This window comes from Kribbella sp. NPDC059898 (assembly GCF_042730855.1).
GTDB lineage: Bacteria > Actinomycetota > Actinomycetes > Propionibacteriales > Kribbellaceae > Kribbella.
This window is the reverse complement of record NZ_JBHWKR010000004.1, coordinates 497,223-519,798: the sequence shown is the minus strand read 5'-3', so window position 1 is coordinate 519,798 and position 22,576 is coordinate 497,223. Positions and strand designations below refer to the sequence as shown.

22 protein-coding genes are annotated in these 22,576 nt (G+C 68.6%); 12 read left to right on the top strand and 10 right to left on the bottom strand.

Annotated features, from left to right (window positions below; all coding sequences use genetic code 11):
- Window positions 1-42 precede the first annotated feature (42 nt).
- A complete protein-coding gene (locus ACFV9C_RS16480) occupies window positions 43-828 on the top strand; it encodes an ABC transporter ATP-binding protein (RefSeq protein WP_380194416.1) in 786 nt (261 codons plus the stop codon).
- A complete protein-coding gene (locus tag ACFV9C_RS16475) occupies window positions 825-3,491 on the top strand; it encodes an ABC transporter permease (RefSeq protein WP_380194415.1) in 2,667 nt (888 codons plus the stop codon). The genes ACFV9C_RS16480 and ACFV9C_RS16475 overlap by 4 nt, the downstream gene beginning before the upstream one ends.
- On the opposite strand, the gene ACFV9C_RS16470 is transcribed toward ACFV9C_RS16475, so the two are convergent.
- A complete protein-coding gene (locus tag ACFV9C_RS16470; protein WP_380194413.1) occupies window positions 3,488-4,066 on the bottom strand; it encodes an NADPH-dependent FMN reductase in 579 nt (192 codons plus the stop codon). The two genes, ACFV9C_RS16475 and ACFV9C_RS16470, sit on opposite strands and share 4 nt — an antisense overlap.
- A gap of 113 nt (window positions 4,067-4,179) precedes the next feature.
- Between ACFV9C_RS16470 and ACFV9C_RS16465 the strand changes: the two genes are divergently transcribed.
- The gene (locus ACFV9C_RS16465) at window positions 4,180-4,902 is read left to right on the top strand and encodes a 6-phosphogluconolactonase (RefSeq protein WP_380194411.1); all 723 of its coding nucleotides are present in this window, start codon (window positions 4,180-4,182) and stop codon (window positions 4,900-4,902) included.
- On the opposite strand, the gene ACFV9C_RS16460 is transcribed toward ACFV9C_RS16465, so the two are convergent.
- Window positions 4,882-5,619 carry an SDR family NAD(P)-dependent oxidoreductase gene (locus tag ACFV9C_RS16460; protein ID WP_380194410.1) on the bottom strand — a complete coding sequence of 246 codons (738 nt, stop codon included), beginning with the start codon at window positions 5,617-5,619 and terminating at the stop codon, window positions 4,882-4,884. The two genes, ACFV9C_RS16465 and ACFV9C_RS16460, sit on opposite strands and share 21 nt — an antisense overlap.
- A 33-nt stretch (window positions 5,620-5,652) precedes the next feature.
- On the opposite strand from ACFV9C_RS16460, the gene ACFV9C_RS16455 reads away from it, so the two are divergent.
- The gene (locus ACFV9C_RS16455) at window positions 5,653-6,204 is read left to right on the top strand and encodes a TetR/AcrR family transcriptional regulator (protein ID WP_380194408.1); all 552 of its coding nucleotides are present in this window, start codon (window positions 5,653-5,655) and stop codon (window positions 6,202-6,204) included.
- On the opposite strand, the gene ACFV9C_RS16450 is transcribed toward ACFV9C_RS16455, so the two are convergent.
- Genes ACFV9C_RS16450 through ACFV9C_RS16435 form a run of 4 tightly spaced genes read right to left on the bottom strand, consistent with a single transcriptional unit; the run spans window position 6,192 to window position 10,623 of the window.
- Window positions 6,192-6,548, bottom strand: a complete 357-nt coding sequence (locus ACFV9C_RS16450) for a VOC family protein (protein WP_380194407.1) — start codon at window positions 6,546-6,548, stop codon at window positions 6,192-6,194. The two genes, ACFV9C_RS16455 and ACFV9C_RS16450, sit on opposite strands and share 13 nt — an antisense overlap.
- A 6-nt stretch (window positions 6,549-6,554) precedes the next feature.
- A complete protein-coding gene (locus tag ACFV9C_RS16445; RefSeq protein WP_380194405.1) occupies window positions 6,555-7,370 on the bottom strand; it encodes a MerR family transcriptional regulator in 816 nt (271 codons plus the stop codon).
- A gap of 38 nt (window positions 7,371-7,408) precedes the next feature.
- Window positions 7,409-8,770, bottom strand: coding sequence for a lectin (locus ACFV9C_RS16440; RefSeq protein ID WP_380194404.1), 1,362 nt, complete (start codon window positions 8,768-8,770; stop codon window positions 7,409-7,411).
- Window positions 8,767-10,623: a ricin-type beta-trefoil lectin domain protein gene (locus tag ACFV9C_RS16435; RefSeq protein ID WP_380194402.1), complete on the bottom strand. Its 1,857-nt coding sequence runs from the start codon at window positions 10,621-10,623 to the stop codon at window positions 8,767-8,769. The genes ACFV9C_RS16440 and ACFV9C_RS16435 overlap by 4 nt, the downstream gene beginning before the upstream one ends.
- Window positions 10,624-10,847: 224 nt before the next feature.
- On the opposite strand from ACFV9C_RS16435, the gene ACFV9C_RS16430 reads away from it, so the two are divergent.
- Window positions 10,848-12,074 (top strand): ricin-type beta-trefoil lectin domain protein, encoded by a 1,227-nt coding sequence (locus tag ACFV9C_RS16430; protein WP_380194401.1) that lies wholly within the window; start codon window positions 10,848-10,850, stop codon window positions 12,072-12,074.
- A gap of 28 nt (window positions 12,075-12,102) precedes the next feature.
- Here the strand turns inward: ACFV9C_RS16430 and ACFV9C_RS16425 are convergent, their stop codons facing one another.
- On the bottom strand, window positions 12,103-13,284 hold the full coding sequence (locus ACFV9C_RS16425; RefSeq protein WP_380194399.1) for an ROK family transcriptional regulator: 1,182 nt from the start codon (window positions 13,282-13,284) through the stop codon (window positions 12,103-12,105).
- Window positions 13,285-13,508: 224 nt separating this feature from the next.
- On the opposite strand from ACFV9C_RS16425, the gene ACFV9C_RS16420 reads away from it, so the two are divergent.
- From ACFV9C_RS16420 to ACFV9C_RS16390, 7 genes are all read left to right on the top strand, one after another.
- Entirely contained in the window at window positions 13,509-14,522 is a 1,014-nt protein-coding gene (locus ACFV9C_RS16420) for a LacI family DNA-binding transcriptional regulator (RefSeq protein WP_380194398.1), read from the top strand.
- A gap of 151 nt (window positions 14,523-14,673) precedes the next feature.
- Entirely contained in the window at window positions 14,674-16,356 is a 1,683-nt protein-coding gene (locus ACFV9C_RS16415; protein WP_380194396.1) for an ABC transporter substrate-binding protein, read from the top strand.
- Window positions 16,353-17,369 (top strand): ABC transporter ATP-binding protein, encoded by a 1,017-nt coding sequence (locus ACFV9C_RS16410; protein WP_380194394.1) that lies wholly within the window; start codon window positions 16,353-16,355, stop codon window positions 17,367-17,369. Before ACFV9C_RS16415 ends, ACFV9C_RS16410 begins: the two co-directional genes overlap by 4 nt.
- A complete protein-coding gene (locus tag ACFV9C_RS16405; RefSeq protein WP_380194392.1) occupies window positions 17,366-18,346 on the top strand; it encodes an ABC transporter permease in 981 nt (326 codons plus the stop codon). The genes ACFV9C_RS16410 and ACFV9C_RS16405 overlap by 4 nt, the downstream gene beginning before the upstream one ends.
- Window positions 18,346-19,356 (top strand): ABC transporter permease, encoded by a 1,011-nt coding sequence (locus tag ACFV9C_RS16400; protein ID WP_380194391.1) that lies wholly within the window; start codon window positions 18,346-18,348, stop codon window positions 19,354-19,356. The genes ACFV9C_RS16405 and ACFV9C_RS16400 overlap by 1 nt, the downstream gene beginning before the upstream one ends.
- On the top strand, window positions 19,353-20,351 hold the full coding sequence (locus ACFV9C_RS16395) for an ABC transporter ATP-binding protein (protein ID WP_380194389.1): 999 nt from the start codon (window positions 19,353-19,355) through the stop codon (window positions 20,349-20,351). Before ACFV9C_RS16400 ends, ACFV9C_RS16395 begins: the two co-directional genes overlap by 4 nt.
- A 10-nt stretch (window positions 20,352-20,361) precedes the next feature.
- Window positions 20,362-21,732 carry a GH1 family beta-glucosidase gene (locus ACFV9C_RS16390; RefSeq protein WP_380194387.1) on the top strand — a complete coding sequence of 457 codons (1,371 nt, stop codon included), beginning with the start codon at window positions 20,362-20,364 and terminating at the stop codon, window positions 21,730-21,732.
- On the opposite strand, the gene ACFV9C_RS16385 is transcribed toward ACFV9C_RS16390, so the two are convergent.
- The 3 genes from ACFV9C_RS16385 to ACFV9C_RS16375 are packed head-to-tail and all read right to left on the bottom strand — an operon-like array spanning window position 21,698 to window position 22,570.
- Complete coding sequence (locus ACFV9C_RS16385; protein WP_380194385.1) at window positions 21,698-21,928, bottom strand: alpha/beta fold hydrolase; 231 nt, start codon at window positions 21,926-21,928, stop codon at window positions 21,698-21,700. The genes ACFV9C_RS16390 and ACFV9C_RS16385 overlap by 35 nt on opposite strands.
- 52 nt (window positions 21,929-21,980) lie before the next feature.
- The gene (locus tag ACFV9C_RS16380; RefSeq protein ID WP_380194383.1) at window positions 21,981-22,298 is read right to left on the bottom strand and encodes a hypothetical protein; all 318 of its coding nucleotides are present in this window, start codon (window positions 22,296-22,298) and stop codon (window positions 21,981-21,983) included.
- Entirely contained in the window at window positions 22,295-22,570 is a 276-nt protein-coding gene (locus ACFV9C_RS16375) for a hypothetical protein (protein WP_380194381.1), read from the bottom strand. Before ACFV9C_RS16375 ends, ACFV9C_RS16380 begins: the two co-directional genes overlap by 4 nt.
- Window positions 22,571-22,576: the final 6 nt, after the last annotated feature.

Genomic DNA, 22,576 nt, shown 5'->3' with positions numbered 1-22,576 from the left:
GCACCCTCGGCCGGTACGCCGTTGCTCCGTAGCGTCGACGGCATGAGGAAACGTGCGCAGGAAGCAGTCGACGGGACCGGGTACTCGGTCGTCCTGCAGGAGGTACGACGGGTGTACGGCCGCGGCGGGAACACGGTGACGGCGCTGAACGGGATCTCGATGAAGTTCGCGCCCGGGACGTTCACCGCGGTGATGGGGCCGTCCGGGTCCGGCAAGAGCACCTTCCTGCACTGCGCCGCCGGGCTGGACCGGCCGACGTCGGGCAGCGTGTACATCGACGGACAGCCGCTGGCCGGGCTCAGCGAGCGGAAGCTGACGGAGCTGCGGCGGGAGCGGATCGGGTTCGTCTTCCAGTCCTTCAATCTGCTGCCCACGTTGAACGTCTGGCAGAACGTCTGCCTGCCGCAGGAGCTCGACGGCCGCCGCCCGAACAAGGCCGCCGTACGGCAGGTGCTGGACCGGGTCGGGCTCGGGGACCGGTACAAGCACCGCCCAGGTGAGCTGTCCGGCGGTCAGCAGCAGCGGGTCGCGATCGCGCGGGCGCTGGTCGCGCGTCCGGCGGTGATCTTCGCGGACGAGCCGACCGGTGCGCTCGACACGCAGACGGCGGCCGACGTACTTGAGCTGCTCCGCGAGCCGGTCCGTACGCAGGGCCAGACCGTGGTGATGGTCACGCACGACCCGGTCGCCGCGTCGTACGCCGACCAGGTGGTGTTCCTCGCCGACGGTGTACTCGCCGGCAGCCTGAGCGCGCCCACCGCGGAGCAGGTCGCCGACCGGATGACGCACCTCGGCGCGCGCTCGAACCTGCAGGTGGTGGCGGGATGATGCGCCTCGCTCTGCGCACGCTGCGCTACCGCAAGAGCGGGTTCCTGGCGACGTTCGTCGCGGTCGTCTTCGGTACGGCGATCGTGATGGCGTGCGGCGGCCTGATGGAAACCGGCATCCGCTCGAACGTCGAACCGCAGCGCCTCGCCGGCTCCGCCCTCGTCATCACCGGCAAACAATCCCACCTCCGCCCCGACACCGAAGACGCCACCCCCCTCCCCGAACGCGTCGGCGTCCCGATCGACCTCCTCCCCCAAATCCGTTCCGTACAAGGCGTAACCACCGCCATCGGCGACTACACCTTCACCGCAATCACGACCCCCACCGCCACTGACGGCGGCACGGGCACCGGAGGCGGCGGGACGAGCGGCGGTGGCGGCGCTGCAGGCGGCACAGGATCGGCCGGCACGGGCAGCACGGGCGGCGCAGGAGCAGCCGGCACGGCCGGCACAGGAGCAGCCGGCACGGCCGGCACAGGAGCAGCCGGCACGGCCGGCGCGGGCGGCGCGGCGGGTGGCGTGCCGGTGGTTGCTGAGGGCCACAACTGGTCTTCGGCGGTGCTTGCGCCTTACCACCTCAGTTCTGGGCGTGCGCCGCGGGCGGGTCAGGTAGTGGTTTCGTCGGGGACGGTAGGCCAGCAGCTGACCTTCCTGATCAGCGGCGAGCCGCGCACCTTCACCATCAGCGGTCTGGCGAAAGGCCCCGAAGGCCACGCCTTCTTCAACGACAGCGACGCCGCTCAGCTCGTCCGCAACCCCGGCCGCTTCGCCGACATCGGCGTACAAGTTGCCCCCGGCACCGACCTCGATGCCGTCCGCAAGCAACTCCAGCAACTCGGCAACCTGACAGTCACCACCGGCATCGACCGCGGCCTCGCCGAGCACCCCGACGCCGAGTCCCACCGCACCGCACTGATCGCGATCGCCGGCTCGTTCGGCGGGATCGCGGCCATGACGATGATGTTCGTCGTCGCCTCCACGCTGGCCCTCGCCGCCCAGCACCGCGAGCGCGAGTTCGCCCTGCTCCGCGGCATCGGCACCACCCCCGGCCAGGTACGCCGGATGATCCTCGGCGAGGCCCTCCTGGTCTCCCTCCCGGCCGTCGTCCTCGGCTGTCTTCCCGGCATCTTCCTCGGCCGCTTCCTGTTCGACCAGCTCGGCGCCCACGGCGTCGCATCCCCGGTCGTCGAGTTCTCCCAGGGCTGGATCCCGTTTGCCGCCGGCGCCGGTGCCGCCGTACTCGCCGCCATCGGCGCGGCCCTGATCGCGGCCCGGAAGTCCGCGAAGATCCGCCCGGTCGAAGCCCTCGCCGAGGCGTCGCTGCAGCGCAGGTGGTTCTCCTGGATCCGCCTGTTCTTCGGCCTGGTCGCCCTCGGCGGCGGCCTCGCCCTGCTGATCGTCACCGCCACCGTGATGAGCGGACCACTCGCCGCCTCCACCGCCGGCCCGTCGGTCCTGTGCTGGGCGATCGGCGTCGCCCTGCTCGGCCCGTTCTGGACCAAGGCCGTCCTGGCGTTCTGGCGCTGGCCGATCCAGGCGCTGACCCGCGTCAACGGACGCCTCGCGATCCGCAACCTCTCAGCCCGATCGGTCGCCCTCTCGGCCGCCGTCGTACCGGTGATGCTTGCCGTCGGCATCTCGACCGCGAACCTGTACATGCAGACCACCCAGGTCCACGCCTCCTCCGAGGCGTTCACCCGGGACCTCCGCGCCGACGCCGTCCTCATCTCGGACGCCGGCCTCTCGTCGAAGCTCCTCCAGCAGGTCCGCGCGGTACCGGGCGTCGCGAGCGCCTCGTCGTACGTCCGCAGCATGGGCGCCGTCGACGACCCGCGCAACGCCCCGTGGGACGAGGACGGCGCGCCGGTGGTCGGCGTCGACGCCCAGGGTGCCGACGGTACGGCGCCTGTCCGGCTGACCGCGGGTTCTCTCCAGGGCCTGACCGGGCTGACGGCCGCCGTACCGGAGTCCATGGCGAGCAAGACCGGGCGCGGCGTCGGGTCGGACATCACGATGACGCTCGGCGACGGGACGACCGTGAAGCTCCGGGTCGTCGCGACGTTCGCGGCCGAACGCGGGTACGAAACGATCATGCTGCCCGCGTCGCTGGTGGCCGCGCACACGACGGACGGTCTCACCCGGCAACTACTGGTCCGCGCCGCACCCGGTGCCGACGTACGACCGGCCCTCGCCAAACTCGCGGCCGCCCACCCGGGCGTCCAGGTCGCGGACCGCAGCGCGCTCGTCGCCACGAACGTCGAGGACCTACAGACGCAGGCATGGGTCAACTACATGCTCGTCGGCATGCTGATCGCGTACACGGCGGTCTCAGTCGTCAACACGCTGGTGTCGACGACCCTGCGCCGCCGTCGCGAGTTCGCGCTGCAACGGCTGACCGGCTCGACCCGCCTCCAGGTACTCCGGATGCTCACCACCGAGAGCACGCTGATCACGCTGATCGGCATCACCCTCGGTACGGCGGTGGCGCTCGCTTGCCTGCTGCCGTTCTCGTCCAAGGTCTCGGGCAGCGCGATCCCCACCGGTCCGGTCTGGATCTACCTGGCCATCGCGGGCGCGGCCGCCGTACTCACGTTCGGGTCCACGCTCGTCCCTGCCACCGCCGCCCTCCGGCACTCCCCCACCCAGCCGAGCAACACGGACTAGTGCGCGGGCGTCGGCGCGGCCACCGGCTGGAGGGCGATGGTGGTGGCCTGGACGATGCCGGCGTTCTCGCGGATCCAGGTGGAGAGGACGACCTGCAGATCCTCCAGGTCGCGCTCCTCCAGGATCACGCCGGGGACCGGGACGCTCGCACCCAGCTCGGCGAGGACCGGGCGCAGGTGCTGGTCGGCGAGGAGCTTGTGACTCGGGGCGGCGGACACCGTCACCGGGATCACCACCGAGCCGGCCAGCGCCGATGGCCGCAGTACGTCGAGGAAACTCTTCAGCAGTCCGGTGTAGCTGCCTTTGTAGACGGGCGTCGCGACGACGATCACCGAGGCCGACGACACCTGGTCGATCGCCTTGGCCAGCGCCTCGGCGCCCGCCTGCTCGCCCTGGAAGATCGCCGGCGCGAACGTCACCAGGTCGATCAGCTCGTCGATCCGGTACGGCGTACCGAGCTCGGAGGCGAGCAGTTCCGCGACCGACGCCGCGGCGGCCGCCGTCCGCGAACCGGCGCGCGGATTCCCGACCACCGTGACCACGGACTGCGGCCACTCCAACCCGACTGTGGACATCTGACCCATCTCCTGAAACCTCGGCAGCAACTCCTCCGTCGAAGCGTAGTCAAAGTCGATCCCGCTACTTGACTTTCTCAGCATGCGGTCGTGACCTGTGCGAGCCTTCTCCCATGACTGTTGAGCACGCCCCACGGGTCACGACCGCTCCGGACCGGGACGCGCTCGGCCGCGCCGCTGCCGCCGAGGCCGCCGTACGGCTCCGGAAGGCGATCGCCGAGACGGGTCAGGCGCGCGTGATGCTCGCGGCCGCGCCGAGCCAGACCGCGACGCTGACGGCACTCGCCGCCGAGCCGGACCTCGACTGGAGCAAGGTCGTCTGTTTCCACATGGACGAGTACGTCGGCCTGAGCCCGGACGCGCCGCAGTCGTTCCGGAACTGGCTGCGCCGGACCTTCCTCGACAAGGTGCCGCAGGCAACCTTCCACCCGCTGGACCCGGACGCCGACAGCTACCCGATGGGCGCGGAACCGTTCGATCTCGTGCTGTTCGGTCTCGGCGTGAACGGCCATCTCGCCTTCAACGATCCGCCCGCGGACTTCGACGACCCGCACGCGACCAAGCGCGTCGCACTGGACGAGACCAGCCGTCGGCAGCAGGTCGACGAGGGCAACTTCCCGACGCTCGCCGACGTACCGACCCACGCCGTCACGGTCACGATCCCCCGGCTCCTCAACGCCCACACGCTGATCGGCTCCGTCCCCGGCGCCGTCAAACGCCAGGCAGTCCACGACACGCTCACGCAGCCGATCGGCCCGAATCACCCCGGTACGGCGCTCCGCACGCACCCCGACGTACACCTGTTCCTCGACGCGCTATCCGACCCCGAGGTGTAGCCCGCCGGACGCGTCCACGACCTGGCCGGTGATCCACCGCGCCGCGGGTGAGGCGAGGAACGCGACCACCTCGGCGACATCGTCCGCACTGCCCAGCCGGCCGAGCGCGGTCTGCGCCACGATCAACTCCTCCAACCCGGGAGCTTCGAAGACCGCGCCGTTCTCCTCATGGCGGGTCGCACCAGGAGCGACGGCGTTCACGGTGATCCCGCGCCCGCCGAACTCCTGGGCGAGCGTCCGCGTCATCGTCTCGAGCGCGCCCTTCGTCATCGCGAACGAGGTCTGCGCCGGGTTCGCCATCCGGGTCGCGACCGACGAGACCGACACGATCCGCCCGCCGTCGGCCAGCACCGGCAGCAGCCGCTGGATGAGGAAGTACGGCGCCCGGACATTCACCGCCATCAACCGGTCGAAAGCCTCCTCGGTGTCGGCGCCGATCGGCCCGGCGGGTGCTGCCGCGGCGTTGTTCACCAGCACGTCCAACTGCCGTCCGGCCAATCCTGCGGTCACCTGCTCGACCAGGGCTGAGACATCACCCTCAAGCTCGGCGCCAACGACGAATCCGCGCCCACCGATCCGCTCCAGGGTCTCCTCGGCGCCGGCCTTGTCCCGGTGGTAATGCACCGCAACCTCGGCCCCCGCCGCGGCCAGCCGCTCAGCGATCGCCCGCCCGATGCCCCGCGAGGCACCGGTCACCAACGCCACCGTGCCATTCATGTTAGAAACTATCATGTTGTTAGTATCTACCACATGAGTCTGAGGGACCGCCAGCGCGCGGACACGCGGCAGCGCATCCAGCGGCAGGCGCTCCGCCTGTTCACCGACCGCGGGTACGACGCGACCACGGTGAACGACGTCGCCGACGCGGCCGGCGTCTCCGCGATGACCGTCTACCGGAACTTCCCGACCAAGGAAGACCTGGTCCTGTACGACGACTTCGACCAGCAGACCGCGGCGACGATCGTGGAACTCCCCGCGGACGGCTCCCTCACCGACCGCATCGGCCGCACCGTCCTGGCGATCCTCGACCGCTCGGCGAACGACCTCCTGCTCGCCCGCCTGCGGCTGATGATCACCACTCCGGCCCTGCAGGCCCGGCACCTGGACAGCCAGTTCCGCCTGCAGGAAGCGTTCGTCGGCGCACTGGACCCCACCCACGAGTACGCCGCCCGCGCAGCCGCGAGCGCCGTACTCGGAGTGACTCACACCGCCCTACTCCGCTGGGCAGCCGGCAGCGGCGAGGACAACCTCCCGGACCTCTTCCGAGAGGCCTTCGGATCGGTCTTCGGTCACGCGCTCTGAGCGTGCTCGGCGAGGTCGAAGACGTTGCCTTCCGGGTCGGCAAGGGTGATCCAGTGGGCGCCGTACTCGGTGTGCTCGTCGAGGCGTTTGGCGCCGAGATCGACGAGGCGGTCGACCTCGGCGGACCAGTCGGCGGTGGCGAGATCGAGGTGCAGGCGGTTCTTGCCGTTGCGCGGCTCGGGGACCTGCAGGAACATCAGGGTCGGGCCCGCCGCGGTCTGGATCCTGGCGAAGAACTCGTTGGCGTCGGCAGCTACCTCGGCCGACAGCACGTTGGCCCAGAAGGTTGCCAGGGTCTTCGCGTCCGCGCAGTCGACGGCGATGTTCTCGAGGGTGATCGACATAGGTGTTCAGCCTTTCAGGACAGGGATCCGCTGGATCGGCCAGCAGACCTCGGTGCGGTAGTCGGCCGGGTCGGGGACGTCCCCCGGGCCGATGGGATACAGCTCGCGGATCGGGCCGGGCGCGATCTCGCAGTACTCCGCGACGTGGCTGCCGAGGGCGCCGTACGTCAGGTCGAAGTCGGTCATGTGGCCGGCGTGCACGGCGATCGCGAAGTACCCGCCGGGCAGGTCGACGAGCTCGACGCCGTCGGCCGCCGGCTGGTCGAGCGGGACCGGGTGGAAGGCGACCACCTCGCCCTCGTCCTCGGTGAAGAACTCGTCGCTGTACGTCGCGCCGGAGGTGCCGCTGATCTGGCCGGCGACCTCGCCGAGCCGCCCGTACGCGAACTCGCACCACGGACCGATCCCCGAGCGCAGCACCTGACCGCGGACGCCGTACGCACGGAACGGCGGGATGAAGCGGTACTGGATGTCGAACAGCGGGCGGCCCGGGGAGAGCAACTCGCGGAGTGAGGTGACGACGTCGCGGGTGTGCGCGAGCTCCTGCTCCATCCGCTCGAGGTGCGCCCGCAGCGTCTCCTCGCGGGCCGCGCCGTCGCCTGCTTCGACGACGGCACGGACGTCCGGCAACGGCATCCGCAACTCGCGGAGCCGGCGGATCAGCTGCGCGGTCTCCACCTGGCTCGTCCCGTACCTCCGGTAACCGGACGAGGAGTCCACCGAGACCGGCGCGAGCAGGCCGATCTCGTGGTAGTGATGCAGGGTCTTCACACTCAGGTGGGTGAGTCGCGAGAACTCACCCACCGTCACCGTCGCCGTCATGCAACAAGCTTCCACCCTCCGGTAACAGGAGGGTCAAATCATCCGCGATACCTTCCGATCACCTTGCTGAAGTCCCAGGCGTTCTGGGGGATCCCGGAGCAGGTGTCGTCGCCGGCTCCGCCGGAGCCGCAGGGGCGGTCGCGGTTGGCGGACCAGAAGGTGAAGCGGGCCAGGTGGTGGGCGGACGCGTAGGCGAGGTTCGACTCGAAGTCGGACAGGTTGACGCGTTCGCCGGCGTTGTCGGTGAGGCCGTTCATCGACGAGATGCCGATCTTCCGGTACGCCGCGTCGTCGCTCAGCCCGTACGCCGCCTTGACCGCGTTCTTCAGCCCGTCCGCCGCCTGCTGCGTCAGCGTACCCATGTTCGTCGACCCGCCGCCGAAGTCGAACGGCATGATCACCCAGCCGTCCAGGTCCAGCCCGGACGCCGCACCCCGGTGGATCAGGTCCTGCCCGTCGCCGTCCGGCCCGGACTGCGTGGTCCCGAACGTCAGGTACGTCGTGATCCCGGCGTTGTTCTGCTCCACGATCTTCAGCGCGTCGACCACCTTCTGCCGGACGGCCGGCTGCGCCATCTCCTGGTCCTCGATGTCGATGTCGATCGCCTTCAGCGACAGCGCGTCGATCACCTTCTGGTACGCCGCGGCCAGCTCGGTCGCCGTACCGCAGCTCTGCCCGAGCTTGTTCCCGGACCAGCCGCCGAACGACACCACCACGTCGCCGCCGTTCGAACGGATCGTGGTGATCGCCTGCTGGTCGGCACCACCGGTCAGCGGCCGGCCGCCGTCCCACTGCGGGTTGCAGTACCCGTTGGACAGGATGAACGCCATCGTGAACCACTTCACTCCGGTCGCGTTCATCACGGTCGCCGGGTTCGGCGGGTCGCCCCAGCCTTCGTACAGGTACGGCGCGGCCGCCATCGGCGCAGCACCCGTACCGCCACCGTCGGCCGCCGGCACGTTCCATTTCTGGTTGGCGGTACCCGCGCACGTCCACAGCTGGAGCGGTGTGCCGTTGGCGGAGTTGTTGCCCGTGACATCGAGGCACTTGTTCGCCTGTGGGTTCACGAGGTCACGCCCGGACGTGTACGTCCACTGCTGCGCAGCCGACCCGTTACACGTCCACAGCTGCACCCGTGCGCCGTTCGCGACAGAACCACCAGAAACATCCAGGCACTTCCCCAACGCCCGCAGCGTCCCGTCGCTCGACCGCGACCACTGCTGAGCACCGGTCCCGTTGCAGTCGTACAGCTGAACCGCCGTGCCGTCAGCAGTCGCAGCCGCCGCCACGTCCATGCACTTCCCGGCCAACCCCGTGACAGCACCTGTGGCTGCCTGTGCCGGTGTAGCCAGCGTCAGCCCGAGTGCGAGCACCGCACCCCCTACCAGCAGCCGCTTCACGACACGGTCCACTTCTGGTTGGCCGCACCAGTGCAGCTCCACAGCTGGAGCGGTGTGCTGTTGGTGGAGACGTTGCCCGTGACATCGAGGCACTTGTTCGCCTGTGGATTCACCAGATCTCTCCCGCTCGTATAGGTCCATTGCTGAGCCGCCGACCCGTTACACGTCCACAGCTGCACTCGTGCACCGTTGGCGACAGAACCACCAGAAACGTCCAGGCACTTCCCCAACGCCCGCACGGTCCCGTCACCAGGACGCTGCCACTGCTGCGCCGTCGTACCGTTGCAGTCGTACAGCTGAACCGCCGTACCATCAGCGCTCGCAGCACCGGCAACATCCATGCACTTGCCCGCCAGACCCGTGATCTGCCCGGCACTACCAGTGCTCTGCGAGCCAGACCACGTGAACGTCGCAGACGTCTGCGTAGGCAGCGTGTAGACGAACGACTGCGAGCCCCAGTTGACCCGTACCGACTGCGAGCTGCCCGTGGTGTTGTACGCGATCAGGGCCTTCGAGCCGTCCGGGTTCTTCCACGCCACGTTCTTGACCGAGCTGTTCGCGGTGGAGTCGATCCGCAACGCCCCCGGCTTCACGAACTTCGTCAGATGGCCCATCGTGTAGTACTCGACGGTCTTGGTGACCTGTCCGCGCTGGCTGTCGTTGCGGTGCACGGTGACGAGCCCGGTACAGACGTTGCACCCGGCACCGACGTACGGCAGGTGGTCCTCGTCGAGGGCGATGCCCCACTTGACCCACGACTTGTCCCAGTTGCGGGTGTAGTCGATCAGGTTGTTCATGTCCTCGGTCTGCTGGTTCCCGATCCAGGTCCCGCCGGAGTGCTCGGTCATGTACGCGTTCACCGACGGGTACTGGTTGTGGATCTGCGTCTGCAGGTTCACGTCACCGCCGTACCCGTGCCAGGCGATCCCGCCGAAGTTCGGGTCGCTGCGCAGAGCGGAATCCGCCAGCGGGACCGAGCCGAGGTCGTTGTAGTTGCCCCAGTTGTAGTCGAGGATCAGCACCTTCGTGGTGAGTCCGGCGGCGTGCAGCGCGGGCAGCAGGTTGTTCTTGGTGAACTCGAGCAGCCCGGAGCCGTTCCAGTTCATCGACGCGTACCCGGTGCTGTCGGTACCGCAGCAGGTCGGCTCGTTCTGCACCGAGACGTAGTCGATATGGTTGCCCTGCGCCTCGTTCTGCTGCAGGTACTTCACGAAGTACTGCGCGTACATCGGCGCGTACTCCCACTTCAGCCAGCCGCGGTGCACGAAGTCGTTGTTGTCCTTCATCCAGGCGGGTGCGCTCCACGGCGAACCCATCACCTTCAGATTGGGGTTCAGCGCCCGGGCCTGTTTGGTCAGCGGTACGACGTCCGCCAGGTCGTGCTGGATGCTGAAGTCGTTCAGGTCGCAGCAGGTGTCGTCGTAGGAGTAGTTGAACCGGGCCAGATCGGACGCGCCCATCGGGTTCCGGACGAACGACAGGCCGATCCCGTTCACCGGGTCGAACAGGTCCTTCATCACCTGGTCCCGAGTGGCGGCCGAGATCACGCCGCTGCTGTTCAGCAGCCACGCCGAACTGTCGGCGAACGACGCACCGCCGCCCTCGAAGGACTGGTACGTCGTGTTCTCGTCGACCGTCACGGTCTGGTCGGCGGAGCCGCCGGCCGGGCCGAAGTTCACCGGGGTCTGCTGCTGCAGCCCGCGGGTCACGGTACGGCCGCCGGAGTCGTTGGTGGTGGTCAGCCAGACGTTGACCTGCTCACCGGCGGCCTGGGCCGGTGCAGCGGTTCCGAAGCCGAGGCCGGCGGCGGCCACGCAGAGCGCGGCGACGACCGGTGGCAGGAAGCGTTTCATGGGGGCGGTTCTCCCTTGTTTCAAAGGAAGTTCATGACGGCGCCTGCCCGCGCCGCAACTGGTGGTCACCACGAGATAACCATCCGTGCATACCGGTGTCAACGGCCCGCGGACACTTTTTTCAAGTCGTTGAATTAGTCCAGGACTTGACGTGGGAGCGTTCTCACGGCACGCTCACGCCCAATCACTGCCCTCATTCAGACGCCCCCGGAAATGAGGTACTCATGAAGCGTTCCCGCGTCCTCGCGCTCGTCGCGATCGGTGCCGTCGCAGTCGGCACCGCCCTCCTCCAGCCGGCCGCCAGCGGCCACCAGCAGGCCTCCGCCGCGCAGACGGCGACGGTCTGGGAGGACAACTTCGACGGCCCGGCCGGCCAGGCCCCCGATCCCGCCAAGTGGCGGTACGACATCGGCGGTGGCGGCTGGGGCAACAACGAACTGGAGTACTACACCAACTCGACCCGCAACTCGGCGCTGGACGGCAACGGCAACCTGGTGATCACCGCCCGGCAGGAGAGCGGCGGCTTCAACTGCTGGTACGGACCGTGCCAGTACACGTCGGCACGGCTGCTGACGTCGCAGACCTTCACCCAGACGTACGGCCGGTTCGAGGCCAGGATCAAGATCCCGCGCGGCCAGGGACTCTGGCCCGCGTTCTGGATGCTGGGCGGCGGCAACTGGCCGAACGACGGCGAGATCGACATCATGGAGAACATCGGCAAGGAGCCGGCCACCGTGCACGGCACGATCCACGGCCCGGGCTACTCCGGCGCCGGCGGAATAGGTGCCGCGTACAACCATCCGAACGGCTGGTCGTTCGCCGACGACTTCCACACGTTCGCGGTCGACTGGGCGCCGGACTCGATCACCTGGTCGGTCGACGGCGTGCAGTACGAACGCCGTACGCCGGCCGATCTGAACGGCAACCAGTGGGTCTTCAACCACCCGTTCTTCATGATCATGAACGTCGCGGTCGGCGGCGGCTGGCCGGGCAACCCGGACGGGTCCACCCAGATGCCGCAGACCATGACGGTCGACTACGTCCGCGTCACGACCCTCGGCAGCTCCGGCGGCAGCGGCTCCCAGATCACCGGCCTGGCCGGTAAGTGCCTGGACGTCGCCGCCGCCAACTCCGCCGACGGTACGCCGGTCCAGCTGTACGACTGCAACGGTACGAACGCCCAGCAGTGGACCCGCCCCGGCGACGGCACGATCCGTGCGCTGGGCAAATGCCTCGACGTGAACGCCGGCTCGCTGGCCGACGGCGCAAAGGTGCAACTCTGGACCTGCAACGGCAGCGGAGCACAACAGTGGACGTACAGCTCCGCGCACGACCTCGTGAATCCGCAGGCGAACAAGTGCCTCGACGTCACCGGCAACAACTCCGCGAACGGCACGCCAACCCAACTCTGGACCTGCGCCGGCACGGCCAACCAGAAGTGGACCGTCTGAGCGGAAACTATTCGTCGCCATACGGCGATTAGTTTCCGGGAAGCACGCCTCCGTCACGGAGTAGACGCACCACCGGGAGGGTCGCGGCGCCGAGAGCCACGGCGTCGCGGCCCAGTTCGCACAGCACGATCGACACCTGCGCGTACGGCCGCCGGAGCGCGTGTTTCGCGGCTTCGACGCGCAGTTCGTCCAGGTACTTCTCGCCCAGCAACAGCCCGGCCCAGCCGCCGAGCACGATCCGCTCGGGGTTCACCAGGTTCACCAGGTTCGCGAAACCGGCCGCCAGGTAGCCGACGGTGTCGGCCATGACCGTTGCCGCAGGCTCCTTCTCCGACGCCAGCAGCTCGACGAAGGCGGCCTCCTCGTCACCCTCGACCAGCCCGCCGGCCTCCCGGTACCGGTCCAGCACGCCCTCGGCGCCGACGTACGCCTCGAGGCAGCCCAGTGCGCCGCAGCGGCACTGGCGGCCGCCGTACACGATCGTCATGTGGCCCCACTCGCCCGCGCTGCTGCGGGCGCCGCGGTAGCTGGATCCGCCCGCCACCAAGGCGGATCCGACGCCGGAGCCGACCAGCGCGACCACCGCGTCGGACGCGCCGCGACCCGCGCCGAACCACATCTCCGCCTGCCCGAGCATGTTCGCACCGTTGTCCACGTGCACCGGAATATCGGTGCCCTCGGCAAGCATCGCCGCGAGCGGTACGGCGTCCCAGCCGAGCGTCTGCGCGTCGACGACCGCGTTGTCCTCGACCACCCCGGAGACCGCGACCCCCAGTCCGAGGACCTGCCCGGAGCGTACGCCGGAACTCGCGATCACGGTCGAAAGCCCTGCCAGGACGTGCTTCACGACCTCTTCGGGCGTCGGCGAGCTGATCGGCTGGTCCGCCCGGGCGAGCACGTTCATCGCCAGGTCGAACAGCTCGACCCGGACCCGGGTCTCCCCGACCTCGGCGCCCACGACGTACCGGAAGGTCGGTGCCACCCGCAACAGAACGCGGGGCCGGCCGCCCTCGGACTCGACCGAGCCGGCCTCCTCGACCACGCCCTCGGCGATCAGCTCCGCGACCAGGTTGCTCACGCTCGCGGCACTCAGCGACGTCCGGACGGTCAGCTCCTGGCGGCTCAGCGGACCCTCGCGATAGATGCCGGTGAGGATCACCGAGCGGTTGGACCGGCGCATGTCGCGCACCGTGGTCCGGCGTACTTCCATCCTCGACCTCACCCTGCCCGGGCCCCGCGCGGGCCGCTCGTCCCCGAGTTCATCACGTCGCCCCCGGTGGCGGAAGATCCCCCTTCCTCCAGATCGTGAACTAAGACGCGATTCGTTACCGCTCCGTGATTGACGACCCCCGTCCGGCTCGGCTTTCATCTACGGAACCGCTTCCGAAACCGGTTCCGACGTACCGGCCCCGACCGCCCGAGGGGAGCTTCAGCGTGTCCATCACGATCGCCGACGTCGCCGCCAGAGCCGGCGTCAGCAAGACCACGGTGTCGCGCGTCCTGAACGGCAAGGGCGAGCTGGACCTGCGGACCGCCGAACGCGTCCGGCAGGTGATCGAGGAGCTCGGGTACGTCCCGAGCGCCCGCGCCGTCGGGCTGGCCCGCGGCCGGACCCGGATCGTCGGGATGCTGGTCCCCTCGCTGACCTGGCCGTGGATGGGCGAGGTACTGCAGGGCGCCGTCGACGTGGTCGAGAGCGAGGGCTACGGGCTGCTGCTGTTCACCTTCAACCGGGGTGCCGAATCCATGCAGCAGTTCGCCTCCCAGGTCTCGTCGCAGTCCTTCGACGGCCTGCTGGTGATCGAGCCCGAGGGCACGCTCACCTACATCGAGCAACTCCACGCGCGTGGTCTGCCGGTCGTGCTCATCGACGACCGCGACCACCGCCCGCAGTTCCCGTCCGTCGCCACCACCAACTACGCCGGCGGCGAGTCCGCCGCCCGGCACCTGCTGGAGCTCGGCCGCCGCCGGCCGCTGGTGATCACCGGCGTCGAACGCTTCGGCTGCACCCGCGAACGCCTGGACGGTTTCCGCGACACCTACGCGGCGGCCGGGATCGAGCTCGACCCGAGACTCGTGTCCGAGGGCGACTTCACCTACGAGAGCGGGCGCCGCGGCGTCCAGCAGGCCCTCGGCGAACGCCTCGAGTTCGACGCGGTGTTCGCGCACAACGACCTGTCGGCCGGCGGCGCGATCCAGGCAATCCGGGAGACCGGACGGAACGTGCCGAGCGACGTGTCCGTGGTCGGCTTCGACGACATCCCGTACGCCGGGCACACCGAGCCGCCGCTGACCACGGTGCATCAGCCGATGCGCCAGATGGGTCAGGCCGCCGCCCGGATGCTGATGGGGTACTTCGGCGGTACGCCGCTGCCGGACGCCCCGCAAGTACTGCCGACGACGCTGATCGTCCGCAGTTCAACCGCCCCGAAACTCACGTCCCACTAGAACTCCGGCGGCGGGGCGGCTGCCCCTGCTCCGTCGCCGGCGGACTCGATCGAACGGTGTGAGCTCTTCCCATGAGAGCGCTTTCACGCCACTATGCACTGGCCCACCGGCTCAGGGTGGGCCATCCGCCAACGGAACACAGGAGGAACCGATGCGAGCACGACGCACCGTCGCGCTGGCCCTCACGGGCCTGCTCGCCGCAGCCACCCTGGCTGCTTGCAGTAACGGGGACGGGAAGGCCGCCGGCAGCAGCTCGGGCAGCGGCGCGACCGTACTGAACATCGGCATGCCGAACGGTCCGCAGACCGAGAACAACAACCCGTTCCTCGGCTCCTCCGCGGGTGCCTCGCTCGGCTACCGGTGGATGATCTACGAGCCGCTGGTGATGATCAACGGGATCAAGCCGACCGAGCCCGGCAAGCCGTGGCTGGCGACCGAGTGGAAGTGGGACGCCAACTACACCAAGCTGTCGTTCACGATCCGCGACGGCGTGAAGTGGTCCGACGGAAAGCCGCTCACCGCGGACGACGTGGCGTACTCGTTCCAGCTGCGCAAGGACCACGACGCACTGAACACCGACGCGATCCCTTACGGCACGATCACTGCCTCCGGCAACAAGGTGGACCTGACCTTCACCCGGTCCCAGTTCACCAACCAGAACAAGATCCTGACCGTGTTCGTGGTCCCGAAGCACCAGTGGTCGACGATCGCGGACCCGACCCAGGACACCCTGAAGAACCCGATCGGCACCGGCCCGTACACGGTCAAGTCGTTCACCCCGCAGACCACCACGCTGACGCTGCGGGACTCGTACTGGCAGGACCTCCCGAAGGTCAAGGAGCTGCGGTACACGTCGTACAACGACAACAACGCGCAGACCACCGCGCTGGCGAACGGCTCGTCCGAGTGGAGCTTTGTGTTCGTCCCGAACGTGAAGGCCGTCTACCAGGACAAGGACCCGAAGAACCACAAGCTCTGGTTCCCGGCGAACCTCGGCATCCACGGGCTGTGGATCAACACCACCCGGAAGCCGTTCGACAACCCGGCGCTGCGCCGCGCGATGAACCTGGTGGTCAACCGCGACGACATCTTCAAGCAGGGTGAGGCCGGGTACTTCTACCCGAAGGTCGAGTCGGTGACCGGCATCCCGACCCCGGCCGGTGAGTCGTTCATCGCGCCGGAGTACAAGGGCAAGAACCACGCGGTCGACGCCGACGCCGCGAAGAAGGAGCTCACCGACGCCGGCTTCAAGCTCGACGGCGACACGCTGAAGGACCCGACCGGCAAGCCGGTGACGATCACGCTGACCGACCCGGCCGGCTGGTCGGACTACATCACCGACCTGGAGATCATCAAGGACAACCTGTCCCAGATCGGCATCAAGGCGACCGTCGACAAGGCCAACCAGGACGCCTGGTTCAAGAACATCGACACCGGCAACTTCGACGCCGCGATGCACTGGACCAACGGCGGCGCGACGCCGTACGACATCTACCAGAACATCATGGACGGCAAGATCCTCAAGCCGGTCGGCAAGGGTGGCGTGAGCGGGAACTATGGGCGGTTCAACAGCCCGGAGGCGACCAAGGCGCTGGACCAGTACGCGAACGCCGCGGACGACGCGACCCGGACCACCGCGCTGAACACGCTGCAGAAGATCATGGTCGAGCAGATGCCGATGATCCCGACCTCGGCGTCCAACGTCGGCGGTCTGTACAGCACCAAGAACTGGGTCGGCTGGCCGGACGAGCAGAACCAGTACGGGCCGGCGCAGCCGACCCAGCAGAACGCTCTGCAGATCATCCTCAGCCTGAAGCCGGCCGGCGGCCAATGACGGTCACCGAGACCGAGGTGGTGCTGGAAGCCGAAGGTCTCACCAAGCACTTCACGGTACGGCGGGGCGTGCGCGACCTGCTCAGCCGCGAGCACAAGGCTGTGCACGCGGTCGACGACGTCGAGCTCACGCTCCGCCGGGGGCGGGTCACCGCGCTGGTCGGCGAGTCCGGTTCGGGCAAGTCGACCGTCGCGCGGCTGCTGGCCCAGCTGTACGGGCGGACCGCCGGGGAGATCCGGCTGCACGGCGAACCGGTCACGGTTCGCGGCGGCCGGAAGTTCCGGGCGTACGCGCGCAAGGTGCAGCTGATCTTCCAGGACCCGTTCGCCTCGCTGAACCCGACGCACACCGTGCGGTACCACCTGACCCGCTCGCTCAGGATCCACGGGCGTGCGGGTGATCTCGAGGAGAACCTGCGCGCGTTGCTGGAGCAGGTCCAGCTCACTCCCCCGGAGCGCTACCTCGACAAGTTCCCGCACGAGCTGTCCGGCGGTCAGCGGCAACGCGTCTCGATCGCCCGGGCGCTCGGCGCCGACCCCGAAGCGCTGCTCGCGGACGAGCCGGTGTCGATGCTCGACGTGTCGATCCGGCTCGGCGTACTGAACCTGCTCCGGGACCTGAAGGAGCGGCTCGACCTGGCAATCCTCTACATCACCCACGACATCGCGTCGGCGCGGTACTTCGCCGACGAGACGCTGGTGATGTACGCCGGCCGGATGGTCGAGGGCGGTGACTCCGAGACCGTCACGCAGCACGCGGCGCATCCCTACACGCGGCTGCTGATCGAGAGCGCGCCGGATCCCGACCGACTCGGTCAGCTGGGTACGCGGGAGGACCAGGCGGGCGGCGAACCGCCGAGCCTGATCGCGCCGCCGAGCGGCTGCCGGTTCAACCCGCGCTGCGTGCACGCGATGCCGAAGTGCTCGACCGACCTGCCGCCCCGCTTCGAATTGCCTGTCGCCGGTCATTGGGCCGCGTGCTGGCTCTACTCGCCGGAGGAGGCAGCGAAGTGAAGTTTCTGCTGCAGCGGTTGGCGTTCTACGTCTTCACGGCGTGGGCGGCGCTGACCATCAACTTCTTCATCCCGCGGCTGATTCCGGGCGACCCGGTGACGTCGCTGATCAACAAGTTCCAGGGCCAGTTGAGCACCGACGCGATCCACTCGCTGTACGTGCTGTTCGGCCTGGACAAGAACGCGTCGCTGTGGAGCCAGTACGTCGACTACTGGGGCCAGGTGTTCCACGGCGACCTCGGGCTGTCGTTCACGTTCTTCCCGACACCGGTGTCGGAGATCCTCAAACAGAGCCTGCCGTGGACGATCGCGCTGGTCGGCATCACGACGTTCGCCAGCTTCATGATCGGTACGTCGCTGGGCGTGATCGCAGGCTGGCGGCGTGGCTCGATCATGGACGGGTTGTTGCCTGTGACAACGTTCCTCTCGTCGATCCCGTACTTCTGGCTCGGGCTGCTGGCGATCGCACTGCTGGCCGGGCCGGACAGCTTCTTCCCGTCGTCGGGCGGGTACGAGCCGGGGCTGGTGCCGTCGTGGAGCTCCGGCTTCATCGGCAGCGCCATACAGCACAGTCTGTTGCCGGCGATCACGATCCTGATCTCGTCGGTCAGCGGCTGGATCCTGACGATGCGGAACATGATGGTGACGGTCGCGTCCGAGGACTACATCACCGTCGCCCACGCCAAGGGACTCCCGGAGCGGCGTGTGATGGTCAGCTACGCGGCCCGGAACGCGTTGCTGCCGAACGTTTCCGGCTTCGCGCTGTCGCTCGGTTTCATCGTCGGCGGCACGCTCCTGGTGGAGATCGTGTTCTCGTATCCGGGCATCGGCTACAACCTGTTCCAGGCCGTCGGCGCCAAGGACTACCCGCTGATGCAGGGCGTCTTCCTGGTGATCACGCTGTCCGTTCTCGTTGCCAACCTGTTGGCCGACGTCGCCTACCTGATCCTCGACCCGCGCACCCGGAAGGAGGGCTGATGACCGCCACGATCGCCGCGGTGACCCCCGCGGCCGCGGCACCGGCCAAGCGCCGGCGGTTGCGGTTCGTCGCGAACCCGAAGGCCGCGACCGGTCTCGTCGTCCTCGCGTTCTTCTGCCTGATCGCGATCATCGGCCCGTGGATCGCGCCGTACGACCCGTCCGCGCGCAGCGACGACCTGATCCAGGCGCCGTCCGGCAAGCACTGGTTCGGCACCACGCACCTCGGGCAGGACATCTTCAGCCAGGTCCTCGTCGGGACCCGCGGGGTGATGTTCGTCGGCCTGCTCGCCGGGCTGGTCGCGACCGCGCTGTCGATCCTGATCGGCGTCAGCGCGGGCTTCCTGGGCGGCGCGGCCGACGACGGGCTGTCCGCGCTGTCCAACGTCTTCCTGGTGATTCCGGCGTTGCCGCTGATCATCATCGTCGCGTCCACGATCCCGTCCGCGGGCGACCTGATGGTTGCCCTGGTCATCGGGTTCACCTCGTGGGCGTGGGGCGCGCGGGTGCTGCGGGCGCAGACGCTCTCGCTGCGCCGGCGGGACTATGTGGAGGCGGCGCGGGCGACCGGTGAGAGTACCTGGCGGATCATCACGTTCGAGATCATGCCGAACCTGACCGCGATCATCGCGTCCGGTTTCGTCGGCACGGTGATCTTCGCGGTGATGTCCGAGATCACGCTGGCGTTCATCGGCATCTCGACGATCTCCGAGTGGAACTGGGGCACGATCCTGTTCTGGGCGCAGTCCCAGCAGGCCCTCGCGCAGGGCGCGTGGTGGTGGTTCGTCCCGGCCGGGCTCGCGATCGCGGTGCTCGGTACGGCGTTGTCGCTGGTCAACTTCGGCATCGACGAGTTCGTCAGTCCGCGGCTGCGGTCGAGCGGTCATACCCGCGTCAAGACGAAGGACGGGCGGTCGGTACGGATGCGGGTCGGGTTCACGCCCGTGCTCTCGTCGCGTGAACCGGTGACTCCCGTCGTACGGGCCCGCGCCGAGGAGGAGGTCGCGTGAAGACGCCGGTGCTGGAGATCAAGAACTTCCACGTCGACTACGGCCTGGGCTCGGAAGCCGTGCAGGCCGTGCGCGACGTGACGCTCACGTTGCACCGCGGCGAAGTACTCGGACTCGCCGGGGAGAGCGGGAGCGGAAAGTCGACGCTGGCGTACGGCGTGACCCGGCTGCTGCCGCCGCCCGGGGTGATCAGCGGCGGCTCGGTCGTGTATCACCCGCCGTCCGGTGATCCGTACGACGTGATGGCGCTGACCGACGCGGAACTGCGGAAGTTCCGCTGGGCGGAGACGTCGATCGTGTTCCAGGGCGCGATGAACTCGCTGAACCCGGTGCACAAGGTCTCGACGCAGATGCTCGACGTGATCAAGGCACACGAGCCCACCCTGTCGGCACAAGCCCGGACCGCACGGGCCCAGGAGATGCTCAAACTCGTCGGCATCTCCGCGGACCGGATGGACGCGTACCCGCACCAACTGTCCGGCGGCATGCGCCAGCGGGTGATGATCGGCATGGCACTCGTCCTCGAACCGCAGGTCGTGATCATGGACGAGCCGACCACCGCCCTGGACGTGGTCATGCAACGCCAGATCCTCGCCCAGCTGGTCGAACTCCGCGAACGCCTCGGCTTCTCGGTCCTCTTCATCACCCACGACCTGTCCCTGCTGGTCGAGTTCTCCGACCGGATCGCCATCATGTACGGCGGCCGCATCGTCGAAGAAGCCCGCTCTGCAGACCTCTATCGCGACTCGCTCCACCCCTACAGCGAGGGCCTCCTCAAATCTTTCCCTGCATTACGAGGAGAACGGCGCGAGCTCTCCGGGATACCAGGTTCGCCCCCCGACCTCCGCGGCATGCCTTCAGGCTGCTCCTTCCACCCAAGATGCCCCCAAGCCCTCGACCGCTGCTCCGTCGACATTCCGGTCCTGGGAGTCCCCACCTCCCGCAACGACCCCAACCGCTCCGTCGCCTGCTGGCTCCCCGGCCGCACCGCCTAGAAAGGCACCTATGACCCTCCCCCCGGGCCTCCCCGCCACCTTCCGCTGGGGCGTCGCCACCTCGGCGTACCAGATCGAAGGCGCCGTCGACGAGGACGGCCGCACCCCCTCCATCTGGGACACCTTCTGCCAGGTGCCCGGCGCGATCGACAACGCCGACACCGGCGACCTCGCCTGCGACCACTACCACCGGATGCCGGCCGACGTCGCCCTGATCAAGGACCTCGGCCTGGACACGTACCGGTTCTCGGTCGCCTGGCCGCGGGTCCAGCCGCGCGGCAAGGGCCCGGTCAACCCGGCCGGCATCGGCTTCTACGACAAGCTCGTCGACGAGCTGCTTGCCCAGGGCATCGACCCGTGGGTGACGCTGTACCACTGGGACCTGCCGCAGGAACTCGAGGACGCGGGCGGCTGGCCGGTACGGGACACGGCGTACCGGTTCGCCGAGTACGCGATGCTGGTGTTCGACGCACTGAAGGACCGCGTCGACACCTGGACCACGCTGAACGAGCCGTGGTGCTCGGCGATGCTCGGCTACGCGTACGGCGTCCACGCTCCCGGGCGGCGCGAGTACCCGGCGGCGCTGGCCGCCGTACACCATCTGCTCCTCGGCCACGGCCTCGCGACGCAGGCGATGCGCGAGGCGTCACCCCGCAAGCTCGACATCGGCATCACGCTCAACGTCGCCACGGCGTACCCCGCCTCCGACGCCGCCCCCGACGTCGACGCCGCCCGCCGGGCCGACGGGATGGGCCGCCGCATCTACCTCGACCCGCTGGTCCACGGCCACTACCCAGCCGATGTGGTCGCTGACCTCGCGCGCGAGGGCGTGACCCTGCCCATTCTCGACGGCGACCTGGACATCATCTCCGCCCCCATCGACGTGCTCGGCGTCAACTACTACTTCAGCCAGAAGTTCACCGGGTACGCCGAGGACGGCAGCACCCTCGACGCGAACGGGCTCCCGATCAGTCGCGACGTACCGCTCGGCAAGCCCCGTACCGCGATGGACTGGGAGATCGTCCCCGAAGGCTTCACCGACCTGTTGGTGAGCATCGCCCGCGACTACCCCAACCTCCCGATGGTCATCACCGAGAACGGCAGCGCCTTCGAAGACGTACCCGACTCCGACGGCTTCGTCGACGACACCGACCGCACCGCCTACTTCACGTCCCACCTGACCGCAGTAGCCGACGCCATCGCAGCGGGCGCCGACATCCGCGGCTACCTCGCCTGGTCCCTCCTCGACAACTTCGAATGGGCCTACGGCTACGTCAAACGCTTCGGCATAGTCCGCGTCAACTACGAAACCCAGCGCAGAACCCCGAAGGCGAGCGCCCACTACCTCAAGACCGTCGCGGAGCAGCACCGCAACCGCTGAGGATCTCGTCCCAGTGGCCGAAGACCACGCCGAGATGTCCTTCTCCAGCACGGACGACGAGCGTGGACTGCGGGATCCGCTCGGCGAGCCAGCGGCCGTGCGACGCCGGCACCATCGTGTCGGCGTCGCCGTACCACCGCCAGGTCGGGACCGGGAGGCGCGTCGGATCGACGTCCCACGCACCTCCGCACGCCACGTTTGTCGCGAGCGCAGCCGTCGGACCACACCAGCCGCGGAGCCGACCAGAGTCAGCCGGCTTCCCGGTGACTTTCGAGGTATTCGGTGAGCGCCTCGCGCATGATCTCGCTCGGCTTACGTCGGCGGCTGCTCGCGAATGCTTCCAGATCGGCGTCGAGAGCGCGCGGAAGCCGCACCTGGCGCACCGGGGACCGCTCGCCCGGTGCCGCGTCGGGGTCGATCGACGGCCGCCCTCCCCGAGAACGCTCGACCAGCTCGCGACCGAAGTCGGCGGCATCCGCACCGCGAAGGCTGGTCCTCGAGTTCGCGGGCAAGTTCATGTCGTGCTCGGCCCACTCGGCCGCACCGTCATAGTCCTTGTCAGTCACTTGTCCTCCTCAAGTCGCTCGAGGTGTTTGGGCCTGGCGACCATCACATGAAAGATGTGCAGATCCCGAGGCGGCGTCACCTCGACCATGACCTCCAGCAGTGCGCCTCCAAGCCGCCTGGGTGGCCCGATGAACAGCGTCGGCCGTACAGTCGCCGGCGGTCGCGGCTCATCGAACTCCCGCTCGACGTAGTACGCATTCGTGATCGCGTGCAACGCATCCTCATGGTCGATGCCATGCTTGTCTGCGCTCGGAGCCCACGTGATCGCCATCACGGT